13 protein-coding genes are annotated in these 14970 nt (G+C 58.0%); 9 read left to right on the forward strand and 4 right to left on the reverse strand.

Annotated features, from left to right (window positions below; translation table 11 throughout):
• Positions 1–46 precede the first annotated feature (46 nt).
• Genes ACRESJ_RS28800 through ACRESJ_RS28815 form a run of 4 tightly spaced genes read left to right on the forward strand, consistent with a single transcriptional unit; the run spans position 47 to position 2926 of the window.
• Complete coding sequence (locus ACRESJ_RS28800) at positions 47–829, forward strand: ABC transporter permease (RefSeq protein ID WP_431760904.1); 783 nt, start codon at positions 47–49, stop codon at positions 827–829.
• Positions 829–1677, forward strand: a complete 849-nt coding sequence (locus tag ACRESJ_RS28805) for an ABC transporter ATP-binding protein (protein WP_431760905.1) — start codon at positions 829–831, stop codon at positions 1675–1677. Before ACRESJ_RS28800 ends, ACRESJ_RS28805 begins: the two co-directional genes overlap by 1 nt.
• Positions 1674–2636 carry a HEAT repeat domain-containing protein gene (locus ACRESJ_RS28810; protein WP_431760906.1) on the forward strand — a complete coding sequence of 321 codons (963 nt, stop codon included), beginning with the start codon at positions 1674–1676 and terminating at the stop codon, positions 2634–2636. Before ACRESJ_RS28805 ends, ACRESJ_RS28810 begins: the two co-directional genes overlap by 4 nt.
• Positions 2633–2926, forward strand: coding sequence for a DUF971 domain-containing protein (locus tag ACRESJ_RS28815; protein WP_431760907.1), 294 nt, complete (start codon positions 2633–2635; stop codon positions 2924–2926). The genes ACRESJ_RS28810 and ACRESJ_RS28815 overlap by 4 nt, the downstream gene beginning before the upstream one ends.
• A gap of 12 nt (positions 2927–2938) precedes the next feature.
• On the opposite strand, the gene ACRESJ_RS28820 is transcribed toward ACRESJ_RS28815, so the two are convergent.
• The 3 genes from ACRESJ_RS28820 to ACRESJ_RS28830 all read right to left on the reverse strand — a co-directional run bounded on the left by ACRESJ_RS28820 (position 2939) and on the right by ACRESJ_RS28830 (position 5089).
• On the reverse strand, positions 2939–3907 hold the full coding sequence (locus tag ACRESJ_RS28820) for a 2-hydroxyacid dehydrogenase (RefSeq protein ID WP_431760908.1): 969 nt from the start codon (positions 3905–3907) through the stop codon (positions 2939–2941).
• A gap of 160 nt (positions 3908–4067) precedes the next feature.
• On the reverse strand, positions 4068–4676 hold the full coding sequence (locus tag ACRESJ_RS28825; RefSeq protein WP_431760909.1) for a TetR/AcrR family transcriptional regulator: 609 nt from the start codon (positions 4674–4676) through the stop codon (positions 4068–4070).
• Positions 4677–4705: 29 nt separating this feature from the next.
• Entirely contained in the window at positions 4706–5089 is a 384-nt protein-coding gene (locus tag ACRESJ_RS28830; RefSeq protein WP_431760910.1) for a tautomerase family protein, read from the reverse strand.
• Positions 5090–5470: 381 nt separating this feature from the next.
• Here ACRESJ_RS28830 and ACRESJ_RS28835 point away from each other — a divergent pair, with 381 nt between their 5' ends.
• The 5 genes from ACRESJ_RS28835 (at position 5471) to ACRESJ_RS28855 (ending at position 12148) form a co-directional block, all read left to right on the forward strand.
• Entirely contained in the window at positions 5471–6751 is a 1281-nt protein-coding gene (locus ACRESJ_RS28835; protein ID WP_431760911.1) for a serine/threonine transporter, read from the forward strand.
• A 283-nt stretch (positions 6752–7034) separates the two neighbouring features.
• Complete coding sequence (locus ACRESJ_RS28840) at positions 7035–7823, forward strand: HpcH/HpaI aldolase family protein (RefSeq protein ID WP_431760912.1); 789 nt, start codon at positions 7035–7037, stop codon at positions 7821–7823.
• A 68-nt stretch (positions 7824–7891) separates the two neighbouring features.
• Entirely contained in the window at positions 7892–8812 is a 921-nt protein-coding gene (locus tag ACRESJ_RS28845) for a branched-chain amino acid transaminase (protein ID WP_431760913.1), read from the forward strand.
• A 69-nt stretch (positions 8813–8881) separates the two neighbouring features.
• Positions 8882–11590, forward strand: coding sequence for an alpha-ketoglutarate dehydrogenase (mdeB, locus tag ACRESJ_RS28850; protein ID WP_431760914.1), 2709 nt, complete (start codon positions 8882–8884; stop codon positions 11588–11590).
• 84 nt (positions 11591–11674) lie between these two features.
• The gene (locus ACRESJ_RS28855) at positions 11675–12148 is read left to right on the forward strand and encodes an Lrp/AsnC family transcriptional regulator (RefSeq protein WP_431760915.1); all 474 of its coding nucleotides are present in this window, start codon (positions 11675–11677) and stop codon (positions 12146–12148) included.
• A gap of 129 nt (positions 12149–12277) precedes the next feature.
• Here ACRESJ_RS28855 and acnB read toward each other — a convergent pair whose 3' ends face one another.
• Complete coding sequence (gene acnB / locus ACRESJ_RS28860) at positions 12278–14878, reverse strand: bifunctional aconitate hydratase 2/2-methylisocitrate dehydratase (protein WP_431760916.1); 2601 nt, start codon at positions 14876–14878, stop codon at positions 12278–12280.
• Positions 14879–14970: the final 92 nt, after the last annotated feature.

The raw sequence follows: 14970 nt of genomic DNA on the forward strand, positions 1-14970 counted from the left end.
CTTCGGCAGCTCCTACAGGGGGTGTGGTTGTGATCGGGAAATGTGTATGTCCAGATCATATTTACGCTGGCTCCCCCGGGCCGCCTCGTTGCTGCTCTGCCTGCTGTTCTGGCAACTCGCCGCCAGCCACCACTGGAATCTTGGCCTGGTGACCTTCGCCAACGTGCCAACACCGCTGGCCGTCGTCGAAGCAGCATTGGGCCTTGGTGACTCCGGCAAGCTTGTTCAGCACCTCAGCAGCAGCCTCGGCCGAGTCTTTGCCGGTTACCTCGCGGCACTGATCATTGGCATCGCCCTGGGCTTGTCGATCGGTCGCTCGAAATGGGCCGAAGACCTGTTGTTGCCACCTCTGGAAGTGCTGCGTCCGATTCCGGCCGTGGCCTGGATTCCCCTGGCGATCCTGATGTTCCCGTCGTCGGAGCTGTCGATGGTGTTCATCACCTTCACCGGCGCGCTGTTCCCGATCCTGCTCAATACCGTGCACGGCGTAGAAGGCGTCGACCCACGGTTGATCGCCTCGGCGAAAAGCCTCGGGGCAGGGCGCCGGGCGATTTTGCTGGAGGTGATCTTGCCAGGCGCTGCGCCGAGCATCATCACCGGCCTGGCCATCGGCATGGGCACTTCCTGGTTCTGCCTGGTGACCGCCGAAATGATCTCTGGCCAGTTCGGCATCGGCTATTACACCTGGGAGTCCTACACCATCCAGAACTACCCCGACATCGTGGTTGGTATGTTGCTGATCGGCGTACTCGGGATGGGCAGCAGTCTGCTGATCAAGCGCCTGGGCGGGTTGTTCACGCCATGGCATCGACCACGAGGAAAAGCCTGATGAGCATTTTTCAACACCCTGAAGGGCGCATCGATATTCGCGATTTGTCGATCAGCCTGGGCCAGGGGCGTGCTGCCTTCGAGGCGGTGCAGGGTCTGGACTGCCAGATCGAACCGGGCCAATTCGTGTGCATTCTCGGGCCTTCGGGTTGCGGGAAATCCACCTTGCTCGGTGTGCTGGCGGGGCACCTGCAACCACGCACCGGCACGCTGAATGTCGATGGCGCAGCCATATCCGGCCCGTCACCCCAGCGCGGCATGGTGTTCCAGCAGCACACCCTGTTTCCATGGCGCACGGTGCGCGACAACGTCGCCTTCAGCCTGAAAATGCGCGGTATCGGCAAAGCCGAGCGACACCGGGCTGCCGATGAAATCCTCGCGCTGGTGGGCCTGGATGGCTTTGCCGAGCGCTGGCCGGATCAACTGTCCGGCGGCATGCAACAGCGGGTGGAAATCGCCCGGGTGCTGGTCAATCGCCCGCGCCTGTTATTGATGGACGAGCCCTTCGGCGCCCTCGATGCCCTGACCCGTTTGAACATGCAGGAACTGCTGCTGGACATCTGGACGAAAATTCGCACCACGGTGGTGTTTGTCACCCACGACATTGACGAGGCGTTGTTCCTGGCCGACCGACTGCTGGTGATGAGCACCCGTCCCGGCCGAATCATCGAAGACCTGCACGTGGATTTCCCACGACCACGCACCACCGAATTGGTGACGAGTCACGAATTCGCTCGCTTGAAACGTCATTGTCTTGAGCTTTTGCGTCACGAAGACGGTCGGCAGTTACCCCGCCTGAACCCTCTCGGACTTCCTCCTGAAAACAAACTGCCGCGGTTTGCCCTATGACCTCACTCTTCGATGTAACCGATAACGATGACATTCTCGCCCTGCAACCGCGCCTGACCGACGAGGATGCCGGCGTGCGCCGCATTGCCTTGATCGAGTTGGCTGATCTTGAGGAGCCCGATGGCCTGCTCTGGCTAGTCAACCGATTGGCACAAGACCCGAATGACGAAGTTCGCGCCCAAGCTGCGCGCTTGTTGGAGGCTTGGGAGGACGCGCCTGTCGTCGAGGCGTTGTGCCAGGCCCTGACCGACCCGTGCGAAGCAGTGCAGGCCGCCGCCGCGCAAAGCCTTAGCCTGCTCAAGAGTGCAGCGGCGGGCCGGGTGATTGTGCCGTGGACCGACCATGCCGATACCAGCGTGCGTATCGCAGCGTTCAGAGCCTTGCGCGAATTGCGCTATGTCGAGGCTGCTGCGGCGGCATCACGGGCATTGGATGATACGGACGCCAACGTGCGGCGCGAGGCGGTCGGTGTGTTGGGCTGGCTTAAACAGCTCGATGCATTGCCGGCATTGGCACGCTTGGCCAGCGACGACCCGGACACTGAAGTGCGACGTGCAGCGACCGGGGCACTGGGGCTGGCGTCCGATGCCCAGGTGCTGCCCGCGTTGCGCCAGGCATTGCTGGACCAGGCCTGGCAAGTACGCGAAGAAGCCGCCACGACGCTGGGCAAGGTCGGGCACGTGGAGGCGGGGCCGGCATTGGTTTCAGCCTTGAGCGACGACTACTGGCAAGTCCGCCTGCGCGCCACCCGAAGCCTTGGGCGCTTGCGTTACGTCCCAGCCCTGGACGCGCTGATCGAAACCCTTGGTCATCGCATCAGTAATCTGCGCAAGGAAGCCGCGTTGGCGTTGGGCGAGCTGAACGACCAAGGCGCCATCGCTCCGTTGCAGGCAGCGCAAGACGATGGTGACCCGGAAGTGCGCAAAGCCGTGCGCATCTCCTTGAGTCAGCTGCAATGAACCCGCTGGCCATTGCCAACTCCAGGAGCAAGCAGCTACTGCACCTGAGCTGGCCGGACGGGCGCGAGCAGTGGCTGGATCACGCGCAATTGCGTCGGCAATGCCCATGTTCGCAATGCCGGGCGTTTCGCATGCAGGGTTCGCCACCAATGGTCGATCCACGGGTACAGGTGGTCGGCCTGAATGCTCAGGGCTATGGCTTGCAATTGGTGTTCAGCGATGGCCACGATCGCGGGATCTATCCATGGCCCTATCTGGAACAACTTCCCCCGCTCACGGGGGAGAGTTAATGGTCTTGCTCGTTAATTGACGTGCTCGACAGCGGTGGGTTGCGGCAATTCGATCGGTGTCAGTACCGGTTGACCTGTGAAAAATGCGATCAGGTTCTTGCCCACCAATTCCACCGTGCCCTGGGTGGCTTCCGGCGAAAGGCCGGCGACGTGGGGCGTGAGGATCACATTGTTCAGTGTTTTCAGCGCGTCCGGCACCTGAGGTTCGGCATCGAAGACATCCAGTGCGGCACCGGCGATCCGCCGTTGTTCAAGCGCTGAAATCAAGTCGGCGGTGGCAATCACACTGGCCCGGGCGATGTTGACGAGAAACCCCTTTGCACCCAATGCATCGAGAACCTGCCGGTTGATCAGGTGTTTGGTGCCGATCCCGCCCGGCGTGGCGACGATCAGGAAGTCCGAGACGCGCGCGAGCTCGGTGGGTGTCGAGCAGTAGGCATAGGGCACGTCATTGCGATGCTGACGATTGTGGTAGCTCACGCTCATGTCGAAACCTGCACCGGCGCGTTTGGCGATCGCCATGCCGACAGCCCCGAGGCCAAGGATGCCCAAGCGTTTGCCGGCCAGGGACGGGCGCATGATTTTCGGCCATTCGCCTCGGCGTACGGCAGCATCGCAGCGAGGAACATCCCGTACCAGCGACAACAGCAAGGCCATGGCGTGGTCCGCCACTGAAGAGGCGTTGACGCCGGCGCCGTTGGTCACCGTGATGTCACGGTCGGCCGCCGCTTGCAGGTCGACGTGTTCATAACCGGCACCGATCACGCAGATAATCTTGAGTTTGGGCAGGGCGGCGATTTCTTTGGCATAAAGGCCCAGTGGGCCTCGGGTCAGCACCGCGTCGATCTGGCCGCCGTGTCGTGCAATGGCGTCGGCGCGTTCGGCCGGTGTCGGGGCCAGTATCAGGTGAAAGCCCTGATGTTCGAGAATGGGTAGGTAATCATTTATGGTTTCAACCAGTACCAGAACGGTTGCGGGCATGCTTGGCTCCTGTGTGCATGGCAAAATCGGGCTCGAACGTCACTTGAGATTGCTGGGGGCGCAGTGTTTTGGCAATGACCAAAGTCACTCGCGCTCGCAGCCTTGCTCCTTAGTGTAGGAGCTGGAAAAGCCTGCGAGGTTTTGTGAGAGCACTGAATTTTCAGGCCGCAGGAGGGGAGTGGGGCTTTTCTTCCGTGAGAAAGCGAAGCGCAGCTTCAAGGATCTCATCCGAAAGGGCATCGCCACGGGTGGCGCGGGCGAGCGTCAGGGCGCCGACCATCAACGAATATTGCATGAGCGCCTGCTGGCGGTTTTCGGCAGCATCGTCTGACTCCATCAGGTTTGCCATCGAGTCGAGCAGTCTGTTCAGGCCTTGCATGAAGGGTTCGCGCAAGCTGCTCTCGGGGCTTTCGTGGCACATGTCGCCAGCGAACGCCACCACCGGGCAGCTTTCGCCAGGATTGTCGCGGCTGTGGGTGGACAGGTAGGGCTCGATCAGGGCACGACGCGCAGCGGCTTTATCGTCGGTGCCGGCGGCTCGTTCGCGCCAGCGCGTGCCCACCTGCTTGAATGCCCGCTCGCTGGCTTCCTTGGCCAGCGCTTCCTTGGAATCGAAATGGCCATAGAACCCGCCATGGGTCAGACCGGCAGCGGCCATCACATCGACGACGCTGATCCCATGCAGGCCGCGCTCACGAAACAACCGAGTAGCGGCTTCGACGATGATTTCGCGATTGAGGTCGGCTTGCTTGCGGGAAACTCGGGGCATTGGGCACTCACAGTTATCAAGTTTGAAAGTCAGAGGGCGTATTGGGCAATGCCATTGCCGAACGACCAGTTCTCTTTCTTCACTTCCACCAGATTAATGAAAACATCCTCCATACGCACGGCCAGTTGTTCATTTAGGCCATCGACGATGGTTTTGTAGAGCAGTTTCTTCTTTTCCAGCGTTCGACCTTCGCTGAGCGTGATCTGGATGATCACCAGGTTGTCGGTGCGCTGGATGCCCAGGTATTGAGGGTCAAAGATGAAATGATGTTCATCGTGTTCGTTGAGGATCTGGAAGTTATCGTGTTCCGGCACGTCAATGGCGCTGCGCAGGGCGGCATAGATCAACTGGCCGATACGTTTGGCGTAGGTGGGATCCTGCTGTTTTTTGATGTCGACACGAACCAGTGGCATGGCATGACTCCGGGTGGAGGGCGATTTCTTTAAAAATACATGATGAACGACCTTTATCAAGGTCGTGTTTTGTCCGCCCGACGAAACGCCTTGGCAGAAATGACACCGCCCCCTGTAGGAGCGAGCTTGCTCGCGAAACACGCAAAAACACCGCGGGGCATCGTATTTCCAGCGTCATCGTTGACGACCATCGCGAGCGAGCTCGCTCCTACAAGGGCAGGGCGTGGGTGCAACCTGGTACAACCGTTCCTCATCCAGGGCTTTGATTTTGCTCACTAATCCCGGAGAATCGCACGCTGTTTCGGCCAGGGCGCTGCCTGTCGGGTATTCCGACGCGTTCTGGCCGGGTGGCAAGTGACCGGAATGTGGAGATCCCACCGGATGAATGATCAGGCCAATAGCGTTAACGAACGCTATGTAGCAACGACACCCGCAACGCTATCCAGCTGGAACCGCCAGGACACCACCTGGATGCTGGGCCTTTTTGGCACGGCGATTGGTGCGGGAACCCTGTTTTTGCCGATCAACGCAGGTCTTGGCGGTTTCTGGCCGCTGCTGATCCTGGCGCTGCTGGCGTTCCCGATGACCTTTTACGCACATCGCGGCCTGACCCGCTTCGTGTTGTCCGGTCGTGAAGGCGCGGATATCACCGAGGTGGTGGAGGAGCATTTTGGCATCAAGGCCGGGGCCTTGATCACCTTGCTGTACTTCTTCGCGATCTTCCCGATCCTGCTGATCTACAGCGTGGCCCTGACCAATACCGTCGGCAGCTTCCTTGAACACCAACTGCACATCATGCCGCCGCCACGCGCCGTGTTGTCGCTGGTGTTGATCCTGGGCCTGCTGGCCGTTGTACGTTGTGGCGAACAGGTGATCGTCAAGGCCATGAGCCTGATGGTCTATCCATTCATTGTTGCGCTGCTGTTCCTGGCGGTGTTCCTGATTCCTCACTGGAACGGCGGCATTCTGACCACGGCCACCACGCTGCCTGAGCCTTCGGCTTTGCTGCATACCTTGTGGCTGGCGATTCCGGTGATGGTGTTCTCGTTCAACCACTCGCCGATCATCTCGGCGTTCGCGGTGGACCAGAAACGTCGTTATGGCGACCACGCCGAGCAACGCAGTTCGCAGATCCTGTCCCGCGCCCACGCCTTGATGGTGGTGATGGTGCTGTTCTTCGTGTTCAGCTGCGTGCTGACCCTGTCGCCAGCACAACTGGCCGAAGCGAAGGCGCAGAACCTGTCGATCCTGTCGTACCTGGCTAACCACTTCAGCAACCCGACCATCGCCTTCGCGGCACCGTTGATTGCCTTCGTGGCGATTTCCAAGTCCTTCCTGGGCCACTACATCGGCGCCAGTGAAGGTCTAAAGGGCTTGATCGTCAAGAGCGGCAAGCGCCCGGCACCGAAAACCCTCGACCGCCTGACTGCGGCCTTCATGCTGGTAGTGTGCTGGATCGTCGCCACGCTGAACCCGAGCATCCTGGGCATGATCGAAACCCTGGGTGGCCCGGTGATCGCGGCCATCCTGTTCCTGATGCCGATGTACGCCATCCGTAAGGTGCCGGCGATGGCGCGCTATCGCGGTCAGGCGTCCAACGTCTTCGTTACGGCGGTGGGCTTGGTGGCGATTTCGGCTCTGGTCTACTCGTTACTGGGCTGAGTACCCTGCGGGGCAGTGAATAGGCTGTCGTGAGCCGGGACTTACCTGTAAATAAACGCCGCTCTTGCGATCAAGAGCGGCGTTTTTTTTTGCCTATCCGATCTCCATACATCAATCCAACATTTTCCAATATCAGCATGAAGATTTTACGGAAACGAAAAAGCCGAAATGAATGTTCTGCTACATGTCGTTCCTGATAATGAAAACGCGCAAAAAATACCCCTGGCATCTGCCTAACATGAACCCTCTGTTAGCGCCGTATCACGATGTCAGGAGACCTGCCGTGCACCCAGTAAATCCAATCAAGCAAAGTTTAAAAAACGTTACACCGACCGTAGGTTGCTGGCTAACGCTCGCAAGCCCTGCCGTCGCCGAACTGATTGCCCATTGCGGTTTTGATTGGGTGGTCATTGACGCTGAGCATGGCCCCAGCGATACCCAGGATCTCGCGGCTCAACTGAGAGCCATCGACGCGGCCGCCTTTAACGGGGCCAGAGCGGTCGGTGCCGTGCGAGTCACCGCCAACGATCCGTCCCTGGTCAAGCGCGCTATGGATTGCGGGGCTCAGACCATCGTCTTCCCGAACATTAACAGTGCGGCTGAAGCGCAAGCCGCCGTGGCATCAATGTTATTTCCGCGACATGAAGGGGGTATCAGAGGCGTCGCTGGAATGGTCAGGGCGGGGGCGTATGGATTGGACAGCCACTATGTCAAATCCGCAAACAACCAGGCGTGCGCGATCATCCAGATTGAGTCAGTGGAAGGGGTGGCGAACGTTGACGCTATCGCTCAGGTCGAGGGCGTCGATTGTCTGTTCATCGGTACGGCGGATTTGTCAGCAAGCATGGGGCTGCTTGGGCAACCCAGGCATGACGATGTCAAGGCAGCAGTCGAGAAGGTGTTGCTGGCGGCACGCATGCACTCCAAGGCCGTAGGCATCTTTGCAACGTCGGTAGAAGAGGCGCACCAATACCGGGAGAAAGGTGTCACCTTCATCGCGCTGCACTCTGATGTTGGATGGCTGACCAAGGGCGCGATGAACGCCTTGGACGCACTTAATTCAAAAAAATAATACCCGCCTGATCATCGAGAAGTTTCGATCAATAGCTCGACTCTTACTATTTAGTCTGGAGGATGTAGATGTCGATGTCAGACCGTGATGGGAAAATTTGGAAGGACGGCGAGTTAGTTGAGTGGCGTGAAGCCAATACCCATGTTTTGACTCATACACTTCATTACGGCATGGGGGTGTTCGAGGGCATGCGTGCCTATGAAACTAAACGCGGACCTGCAATCTTCCGCCTTAACGAGCATATTCGTCGCCTGTTTAATTCGGCGAAGATCTTTCAGTTGGATATTCCGTTTGATGAAGAAACTATTCGTCACTCGTGCATGGAAGTCATCCGGGCAAATAACTACCCGTCGTGTTATCTGCGGCCTTTGGTTTGGATCGGTTCAGACTTTCTGAGCATCGCGGCAATAAACAACACCATTCATGTCGCGACAGCAGCATGGCCCATGGGCGCTTACCTGGGGGAAGAGGGCATGGAAAAGGGTATTCGCGTAAAAACGTCATCGTTTACCCGCCATCACGTCAATGTATCCATGGTGCGTGCCAAAGCCTGTGGCTATTACATCAACTCCATCCTGGCCAATCGAGAGGTGGCGTCGCTCGGCTTTGATGAGGCGCTACTGCTGGACACTGAGGGTTATGTCAGTGAAGGCGCGGGCGAGAATGTTTTCATGGTTCGAGATGGAGTGATTTATACACCCGACCTGGCCTCTTGCCTGGATGGCATCACCCGTGATTCGGTGATGGTTATTGCTCGAGACCTGGGTTTCGAGATTCGGGAGAAGCGTATTACACGCGATGAATTGTACTGCTGTGACGAGGCCTTCTTTACAGGCACTGCGGCTGAAGTTACACCCATTCGTGAACTCGATGGTCGGATCATCGGCAGCGGCTCGCGAGGCCCGATCACTCAGCAACTCCAAGAGGTCTACTTTAGCGCTGTGCATGGTACGAATGAAAAGTATGCCCATTGGTTGACCTGGGTTTGATAGTCGACTCGTCGATAGAGGGGTATGTTCTTGAGAATGACTGGAATTCTTGGCGTGAGGTGAGTGAGCATGGATAGTTCTCAGCACGGTACTCCTGAAAATCCCGAGTTTTGCGCCAATGAAAACGACATACAAGAGTCAGCAGAATGGCGTGATGCACTCCTTTCATTGATTGCCAATAGCGGCCCCGAGAGGGCTCGCAACATCATCGATGAACTGGTCAGTCTTGTCCGCGATCCCAGCATCGGTTGGAAACCTTTGTTGGGTACGCCCTACGTCAACACCATCCCCGTAGCAAAGCAGCCCGCATTCCCGGGCGATTTGGCAATCGAGGAACGTCTCTCGTCGATCATTCGCTGGAATGCGCTCGCCATGGTCGTGCGTGCCAACCAGGCATATGGCGATTTGGGAGGGCACATCGCCAGTTACGCGAGCGCGGCGGATTTGTTCGAGGTCGGTTTTAACCATTTTTTCAGAGCCAGGTGCGAGTCTTTTGGAGGCGATCTGGTCTTCTATCAGCCTCACTCGGCTCCGGGTGTTTATGCGCGTGCCTTCCTTGAGGGACGATTGGAAGAAACGAACCTTGTGCACTACCGGCAGGAAATCACCGCGGCCGAACAAGGGGTGCAGGGTTTGTCCAGCTATCCACACCCTTGGTTAATGCCCAATTTCTGGCAATTTCCGACAGGGTCGATGGGCATCGGCCCGATCAGTTCGATCTTCCAGGCCCGATTCATGCGCTACCTTCACAATCGTGACCTGTTAAACACCTCTGGGCGAAAGGTGTGGGGCGTTTTCGGTGACGGTGAGATGGATGAGCCGGAAAGCATGTCTGCCCTTACGTTGGCCGCAAGGGAGGGTTTGGATAACCTGATCTGGGTAGTCAACTGCAATCTACAGCGATTAGACGGGCCGGTACGTGGCAATGGGCGAATCATCGACGAGCTGGAAGCACTATTTGTCGGGGCAGGCTGGAACGTCATAAAGCTGGTTTGGGGATCTGATTGGGACAGGCTTTTCGCCCTCGATACGGATGGAAGTCTTGTGCGCGCCCTCTCGCAAACCGTTGATGGGCAGTTCCAGACGTTTGCCGCGAAAGACGGGCGCTACAACAGGGACCAATTCTTTGGTCAAAACGCAGCATTGGCAAAGCTTGCCCAAGGTCTCACCGACGAACAGATCGATCGGCTGAAACGAGGCGGCCACGATATGGTGAAGATCTACGCGGCTTACCAAGCGGCGGCTGTTCATAAGGGCCAGCCAACGGTCATTCTTGCCCAGACCAAAAAAGGTTACGGGATGGGTGAAGCGGGCCAGGGAAAAATGACGACTCATCAGCAGAAGAAGCTGGATCGCGAAGCGCTTATCGGCTTTAGAAATCGATTCAATCTGCCCCTGACTGATGAGCAGGTTGAGACGCTCTCTTTCTACAAGCCTGCCGCTGATAGTCGTGAAATGCGCTATCTGCTTGAGCGTCGCCAAAGCCTTGGAGGGTTCACGCCCAGCCGGCAAACGGTTGTCCCTGTGGTCGCCGTACCGGGAATGGAGGTGTACGCAAGCTTTGCCACTCACGCGCAAGGCAAGGAAATGTCTACCACGATGGCGTTTGTGAGGATGCTCGGCGGCTTGCTGAAAGATCCTCTTCTGGGGCGGCGGATAGTTCCCATCGTGGCTGACGAGGCCCGGACATTCGGGATGGCCAATCTCTTCAAGCAAGTGGGTATCTATTCCAGTGTCGGCCAGCGTTATGAGCCGGAGGACATCGGCTCCATCCTGAGCTACCGAGAGGCGCTGGATGGCCAAATACTTGAAGAAGGCATCAGTGAGGCCAGTGCTATCAGCTCCTGGGTGGCAGCGGCGACCAGCTACGCCACCCATGGCCTGCCTATGTTGCCGTTCTACATCTATTACTCAATGTTCGGATTTCAGCGAGTCGGTGACCTCATTTGGGCGGCGGCTGACCAAAGGGCCAGAGGCTTTCTGCTTGGCGCCACAGCAGGTCGTACAACACTGGGTGGAGAAGGGCTGCAGCATCAAGATGGCAGTAGCCATTTGATGGCTGCACTGGTGCCAAATTGCAGGGCGTACGACCCGGCATTCGCTGGTGAGTTTGCGGTAATTCTTGATCATGGCATGCGCCAGATGCTGGAAAAGCAGGTTGACGAGTTTTACTACGTCACCCTTATGAACGAAAACTACGCCCAGCCCAATCTTCCTGCTGATGTCGAGCAGGCCATCATCAAAGGCATGTACCTCTTCTGTGAACACGCGTGCGGATCGGGATTGAACAGAGTGCGGCTGCTCGGGTCAGGCACTATCTTGCGGGAAGTGATGGCTGCAGCAGAACTCCTGAGCGCAGATTGGCAGGTCGACTCCCAGGTGTGGAGTGTCACCAGTTTCACAGAAGTTGCGAGGGACGCCAGAGGTGTAGAGCGCTGGAACCGACTTCATCCTGAAGGCGAACAGAAATCGAGCCACATTAGTGACTGCTTGCCGAAGGGGAGTCCAATCATTGCTGCGACCGATTATGTGCGCGCGCTACCGCAACTGATTGGTGGCTATGTTGAAGATCACTATGTTGTCCTGGGGACGGATGGCTTTGGCCGCAGCGATACGCGCACAGCGCTGCGCAAGTTTTTTGAAATAGACCGTCATCAGATCGTCCTGAGTGCGCTATGGGGTTTGGTGCATGAAGGAAAACTCAGTGCCGATGTCTGCTCGCGCGCCATTGAAAAGTACGACATTAAGTTTGACGAAACAGCCCCTTGGGAACGTTGATTCGAGTTTGTTAAGGGGGCAGTGTGATGGGGTGTCTCCCATTGCGATTGTCGAGACCGTTCTGTGTTTTTTGGGGGAGTGGTTATGCCAAAGGTAAAGATCGATGCTACGGATCGCCGCATATTGGCGGCGCTACAGCGGGACGCCAGGCTTTCGAGCGCAGAGCTTGCTGAGCGGGTGTCACTGAGCGCGTCTCCTTGCTGGCGACGAGTCAAAAGGCTCGAAGAGATCGGTCTGGTGCGTGGTTATCACGCCAGTGTTAATACCGAAATGCTTGGCTACGCTATCACTGCCTTTGTCCAGGTGGCGCTGAATCAAAAAGATACCGACCATATGAAAGCGTTCGAGGAGTCGATTACTGCCTTCGAACAGGTGATCGGCTGTCACTGTATTTCTGGAGTTTACGATTACCAGTTAACGATCCTGGCGACTGATCTGGCTGAGTTCAGTGAGTTCGCCAGAAAAAATATAAACGGTTTCCCAAGTGTCCGAGACGTGTGCACATCCTTTGTCGTAAAGGAAGTCAAGGCGCCAGTAAACTTGATGGTCGGGCCGTAGGAGGGCAGCAATGGCGATCCCGGGCTCCACTCGAAGTTGGTCATCACCCTGACGGTATTGCTCGAATCACAGGCATAAAAAAACGCCGCCCCTCTCACGAAGGGCGGCGTTTTTCATTGCGCTGTAACGTTAGGCTTGAACGACCGGGATGTTGGCGTTCGCTGCAGCTTCACGGAACTCGGCAATCTGGTCGAAGGACAGGTAGCGGTAGACATCGGCCGCCATGCTGTCGATCTTGCCAGCGTATTCCATGTACTCCTCGACGGTCGGCAGGCGACCCAGGATGGAAGCCACGGACGCCAGCTCAGCCGAAGCCAGGTAGACGTTCGCGCCGTCACCCAGACGGTTCGGGAAGTTACGGGTCGAAGTCGACACTACGGTCGAGTTCGGCTCTACACGTGCCTGGTTACCCATGCACAGCGAGCAGCCCGGCATTTCCATGCGCGCGCCGGCCTTGCCGTAGATGCCGTAGTAGCCTTCTTCGGTCAGCTGGTGAGCGTCCATCTTGGTCGGCGGCGACAGCCACAGACGAGTTGGCAACTGACCCTTGACCTGATCCAGCAATTTACCGGCAGCGCGGAAGTGACCAATGTTGGTCATGCACGAACCGATGAACACTTCGTCGATCTTCTCGCCAGCAACGCTGGAGAGCAGACGGGCGTCGTCCGGGTCATTCGGCGCGCAGAGCACAGGCTCGTTGATTTCGGCCAGGTCGATTTCGATGATTTCAGCGTATTCGGCGTCAGCATCGGCAACCATCAACTCAGGGTTGGCAATCCAGGCTTCCATCGCTTGAGCGCGACGTTCCAGAGTACGTACATCGCCGTAGCCTTCGCCGATCATCCAGCGCAGCAGGGTGATGTTCGATTGCAGGTACTCGGTGATCGACTCTTTCGACAGCTTGATGGTGCAACCGGCAGCCGAACGTTCGGCCGAGGCGTCGGACAGCTCGAAAGCCTGTTCGATGCTCAGGTTGTCCAGGCCTTCGATTTCCAGGATGCGGCCGGAGAAGGCGTTCTTCTTGCCTTTCTTCTCGACAGTCAGCAGGCCTTTCTGGATCGCGTAGTAAGGGATGGCATGAACCAGGTCACGCAGGGTGACGCCCGGCTGCATTTCGCCTTTGAAGCGAACCAGGATCGATTCCGGCATGTCCAGCGGCATGACGCCGGTGGCAGCGGCGAACGCAACCAGACCGGAACCGGCCGGGAACGAGATGCCCATCGGGAAACGGGTGTGCGAGTCACCGCCGGTACCAACGGTGTCTGGCAGCAGCATGCGGTTCAACCACGAGTGGATGATGCCGTCGCCCGGACGCAGGGAAACGCCGCCGCGGGTCATGATGAAGTCAGGCAGGGTGTGGTGGGTGGTCACGTCGATCGGCTTTGGATACGCCGCGGTGTGGCAGAAGGACTGCATCACCAGGTCAGCCGAGAAGCCCAGGCACGCAAGGTCTTTCAGTTCATCACGGGTCATTGGACCGGTGGTGTCCTGGGAACCCATGGTGGTCATTTTCGGTTCGCAGTAGGTGCCAGGACGCACACCGGCTACGCCGCAAGCCTTGCCGACCATTTTCTGCGCCAGGGTGAAACCCTTGGTGCTTTCAGCCGGGGCTTCAGGCTTCTTGAACAGGTCGAATGCAGGCAGACCCAGCTCGGCACGCGCCTTCTCGGTCAGGCCACGGCCGATGATCAGCGGAATACGGCCGCCAGCACGCACTTCGTCCAACAGGACCGGGGTCTTCATTTCGAAGGTGGTCAGGACTTCGTCGGTGCCGTGCTTGCAGACTTTGCCAGCATGCGGATACAGGTCGATCACGTCGCCCATGTGCATGTTGGAAACGTCGAATTCGATTGGCAGAGCGCCGGCATCTTCCATGGTGTTGTAGAAGATCGGAGCGATCTTGCTGCCGAAGCAGAAGCCGCCGCCACGCTTGTTCGGCACGTAAGGAACGTCGTCGCCGAAGAACCACAGCACCGAGTTGGTGGCCGATTTACGCGAAGAACCGGTACCGACCACGTCGCCCACGTAGGCAACAGGGAAGCCGCCGTTGCTCATTTCTTCGATCTGCTTCATCGGACCGGTGACGCCTTGTTCGTCCGGCACGATGCCGTCGCGAGCCATTTTCAGCATGGCCAGGGCGTGCAGCGGGATGTCAGGACGGGACCAGGCATCAGGCGCAGGGGACAGGTCGTCGGTGTTGGTTTCGCCGGTGACCTTGAAGACGCGCAGGCTGATCTTGTCGGCCAGCGTCGGGCGCTTGAGGAACCACTCGCCGTCAGCCCAGGATTGCAGCACGGCTTGGGCGTGAGCGTTACCGTTCTTGGCGCGTTCAGCGACGTCGTGGAAGGCATCGAACATCAACAGGGTGTGCTTGAGTTCGTTGGCAGCGACTGGCGCCAGTTCTGCGTCGTCCAGCAGGCTGACCAGCGTCTCGATGTTGTAGCCGCCCTGCATGGTGCCGAGCAGTTCAACAGCGCGCTTCTTGTCGATCAGAGGGGATTTGGCTTCGCCTTTGGCAATGGCGGACAGGAAGCCGGCCTTGACATAGGCTGCTTCGTCCACGCCTGGCGGAATGCGGTTGGTGACCAGGTCAACGAGGAATGCTTCTTCGCCAGCCGGGGGATTTTTCAGCAGCTCAACCAGGCCTGCAGTTTGTTCGGCGTTAAGCGGCTGGGGAACGATACCCAGTGCTGCACGCTCTTCGATATGTTTGCGGTAGGCTTCAAGCACAGTTATTACCCTCATCAGTGGTCCCAAATGGGTGTCCGGGACGCTCATCCCGAAATTGCCGTACTCATGCGCTGCATGGCGTTGTGAGCCAC

The sequence above is a fragment of the Pseudomonas sp. genome, assembly GCF_050739655.1.
Classification (GTDB): domain Bacteria; phylum Pseudomonadota; class Gammaproteobacteria; order Pseudomonadales; family Pseudomonadaceae; genus Aquipseudomonas.